Annotated in this window: 4 protein-coding genes; 3 read left to right on the forward strand and 1 reads right to left on the reverse strand. The window is 50.4% G+C overall.

Annotated elements, in window-relative coordinates; translation table 11 throughout:
• The 3 genes from metG to RYL88_RS12140 form a co-directional block, all read left to right on the forward strand.
• Positions 1-1539: methionine--tRNA ligase (gene metG / locus RYL88_RS12130; protein ID WP_314991623.1), on the forward strand; the 1539-nt coding region annotated here is incomplete at its 5' end.
• A 6-nt stretch (positions 1540-1545) separates the two neighbouring features.
• Entirely contained in the window at positions 1546-2553 is a 1008-nt protein-coding gene (locus RYL88_RS12135) for a ferrochelatase (protein WP_314991625.1), read from the forward strand.
• A 221-nt stretch (positions 2554-2774) separates the two neighbouring features.
• Positions 2775-2957, forward strand: a complete 183-nt coding sequence (locus RYL88_RS12140; RefSeq protein ID WP_314991627.1) for a hypothetical protein — start codon at positions 2775-2777, stop codon at positions 2955-2957.
• A 48-nt stretch (positions 2958-3005) separates the two neighbouring features.
• Here the strand turns inward: RYL88_RS12140 and queC are convergent, their stop codons facing one another.
• Complete coding sequence (gene queC, locus RYL88_RS12145; RefSeq protein ID WP_314991628.1) at positions 3006-3677, reverse strand: 7-cyano-7-deazaguanine synthase QueC; 672 nt, start codon at positions 3675-3677, stop codon at positions 3006-3008.
• Between the last annotated feature and the right edge of the window lie 85 nt (positions 3678-3762).

Genomic DNA, 3762 nt, shown 5'->3' on the forward strand with positions numbered 1-3762 from the left:
AGCTGCGAGAGCTTTTTTACGCAGACGCAGCTGTTAGAGGACGAGAGGTGTCCTGATTGCGGTAGGCCGACGAATTTGGTGAAAGAGGAGAGCTATTTTTTCAAACTTTCAAAATACCAAGACGCGCTGCTAAAATGGTACGAAGAGAACGAGGACTGCATCGTGCCGCGCGGCAAGAAAAACGAGGTCGTTAGCTTCGTAAAAGGCGGCCTGCGCGACCTCTCGATCACGCGCACGAGCTTTGAGTGGGGTATCAAACTGCCTGCGAGTCTAAACGAGCCAAGACACGTGATGTATGTCTGGCTAGACGCGCTCATAAACTACCTTAGCACGCTTGGTTACACGCGCGGAGACGATAAGATGCGCTACTGGAAGGGCGCTACGCATGTCGTAGGCAAGGACATTTTGCGCTTTCATGCGGTGTACTGGCCAGCGTTTTTGATGAGTCTTGATCTGCCGCTGCCTCGCTGCATCGCGGCTCACGGTTGGTGGACGAGAGACGGCGAAAAGATGAGCAAAAGCAAGGGCAACGTCATCAATCCAAGCGAGGTCGCAGACGCGTACGGACTGGAAAATTTCCGCTACTTTATGCTACGCGAAGTGCCGTTTGGGCAGGACGGCGACTTCTCGCAAAAAGCGATGATCGAGCGCATAAACTCCGAGCTTAGCAACGATCTGGGCAATCTTTTAAGCCGCATAGTCGGTATGAGCGAAAAATATTCGGACTTTGAGATAAAGAGCGAAAATTTACGCAAATTTTACGGCGAGGTTTTGGATAGTGGCAACGAATACCTGCAAAACGCTATCAAAAATTTAGAGAGTTTCGCCACGAACCGCTACCTTGAGGAGCTTTTTAAGGCGCTAACGCTTGCAAACGCGAGCATAGCTAAATTTGAGCCGTGGAATCTAATAAAAAACGGCAAAAAAGACGAGGCAAACGCGCTCGTATCGCTATGCGCGAACCTGCTGGCTCGCGTGGCCGTCCTGTTAAGTCCCGCGATGCCAAGAACCTGCGAAAAGATCGCGCAGACGCTTGGCTTTGAGATATCGACGGCGACTTACGAAAAAATCATCTTAAACAACGAAATTTTGGACTTTAAAGCGCAAAAAACGCAGCCGCTTTTCCCAAAAATAGAAAAAGAGCTAATGGCGACCGCGGTGCCAAGCGTAAGCGAACCTGCCAAAACCGCCGCCGCGCCGCAAGAAAAATCGGACGCAAAGATAAAAATCGACGACTTTAAAAAATGCGTCATAAAAGTAGGCACCGTGCTTGAGTGCTCAAATATCGAAGGCAGCGAGAAGCTGCTTAAATTTAAGATCGATCTGGGCGAAGAGCAGCCGCGTCAAATTTTATCAGGAATTGCTAAATTTTACGCTCCTGAGGGTCTCGTCGGCAAGCAGGTCTGCGTGCTGGCAAACCTAAAGCCCGCTAAAATTTTCGGGCATATATCAGAGGGCATGATCCTTAGCGCAGAGGACGGATCACTGTGCCTCATTGCACCGATGGCTGCAGTCAAAAACGGATCAGAAATAGGCTAAAACGGCGTGAATATCGAAAACCTAAGGCGCCTCATCAACGGCGAAGCGCTAAATAAACCGAGCGTCAGCGCCGTGGAGGGCTTTGCGTTTGAGAGTAAAAACGTACGCCAAGGCTATGCCTACATCGGGCTTGGCGCGGGCGCGGACGAGATAGCCGCAGCCGTCGCAAACGGCGCTTATGCCGTACTCGTCGAGCAAAGATGCGAGGTTATAGATCCCGAAGTCGCTTTTATCAAGGTAGATAGCCTGAGCGCCGCGCTGATGCGGCTGATGCGCTTTGAGGCCAGCTACAAAAATCTCAAATTTTGCTCCGTTAATCCCGTGCAAAAGGCCCTACTCGCGCGCATGAGCCTAGGCAAAAACTCTGACGGCAACGCAGCTAGCTTGCTGCCTGAGGATGCGACGCGACTTTTTATAAAGATAATGAAAGCGGGCGCGGGGGATCTGTTTTTCACAGACGATCTTAAAATTTTATCCAAGATCGCGCCGCTTTACGACACCGTCTTTAGCGACGTGGACGCGGTTTGCGCGCAGGGCGGCTCGCTGTTTGCCTCTAGCGTCGTTTGCGAGGGCGTTTATTATCCAAACTTAAATTTCCCTAAAGTTTTCACGCACTATCTTTGCGGGCTTTTAAGGTATCTGATCCGCGCGGGCTTTTCTTTTAAGCTAGGCGACACGCGAAATTTGGGGCACTTTGAGCCTATTTTTATAAATAAAAATTTTCGCGTCGTGCCTTTTGGCGCGAGCTCTCAGGCTTTTATCGCCGAGTGCGACGACGAGCTTTTTGATATGGAGGCGGCATTTCTAGCGCGCAATTTTAGCGGCGGCATAGAAATCTGCGTGCCGGAGGATTTTGCGGGAAGCGCGGCGGCTACGATGAGATTTAAGGATCTTGCCGAGCTGAAAAATCTTTCAAATTTTCACTACGTTCTCGTTAAATGCCAAAAAGAGGAGCTTGAGGCGATGCTAAATTTGGCCGCGCCCGAGCCTGATTTGTTTGGCGAAATTTTATAATAATCTCAAATTTAGCGCGTATTTTCGCCCTTATCTGCTACAAATTTGATCTAATCTTTAAAAACCATTTGCTTACTAGCCGCAAATTTGCCGATAAATTTGACGAAAAATGCGTAAATCGGCAGAGCTTGCCCTGCGAGTTTTAAGTAAAGCGTCTAAATAGTGCTTCCATTGCGAGGCATACCGCGGACTTTGCGCAGGCGGGTGGCGTAGCGGTGCAGATGCGAGAGAATTTAAAGCAGGCGTTTTATTTTCCGTTCTTAAAAGTGGATATTACCAAAAACACATACCGCCCAAAATCCGTAAAACCGCCGTCGCAACCAAATTTGCCGAGCAAAATGAGCGATAGTAGCGAGACAGATACGGCGGATATCGGCTTTTTGCTTATCTTATCGCTCTTTTAATTTACGTCGATACGGTTCGCGCAAATTTGGTCGCGCCGAGCCAAAATTTTACTTCAAATTTACGTATTTTATCCTATCTTTTTTGCCCGCCAGCTCAAATCCTCGCAGTCTTAGGCGGCAGCTATCGCACTCTCCGCACGCCTCGTCCTCGCGCTCGTAGCAGCTCCACGTTAGCTCCAGCGGAGAGCCAGCCTCCAGCGACTTTCGCACGATGTCGGCCTTGCTTAAATTTACCAGCGGCGTTACGATACGCAGGCTAAAATCCTTTGAAGTGCCGGCGTTTACGGCGCTTTCTATCTTGGCGATGAAGTCCGCCGTGCAGTCGGGGTAGCCCGATCCGTCCTCCTCGACGATGCCGATATATAGCGCCTGCGCGCCCTCTTTTTCGGCTAGTGCGGCGGCGATAGAGATAAAGATGCCGTTGCGAAACGGTACGTATGTGCTAGGGGTGTCGGGCTTGGCGCCGTCTTTGCGGATGGCTAGGCTCTCGTCCGTTAGCGCGTTGCCGCCGATACTTGCTATAAAACTAGCGTCTAAATTTACCTTTTTTAGCGCGCCGATACGCTCGCAGATCTGCTCAAACGCCAGCTTTTCACGCTTCATCGTGCGCTGCCCGTAGTCAAAATGCAGCGCGATGATCTCGTAGCCTGCGCGTTTAGCGAGGACGGCGCACAGCGTGCTGTCCATGCCGCCGCTCATTATGCAAACCGCTTTTTTCACTTTTTCTCCTTTTTAGTCGGCTCGTCTCATGAGCGCTTTTCCGAGATTTCGCAAAATTTTCGCTCCGCAGGCTATATGCCTAGCG

The organism is uncultured Campylobacter sp., assembly GCF_963517995.1.
In the GTDB taxonomy this organism is placed as follows: domain Bacteria; phylum Campylobacterota; class Campylobacteria; order Campylobacterales; family Campylobacteraceae; genus Campylobacter_A.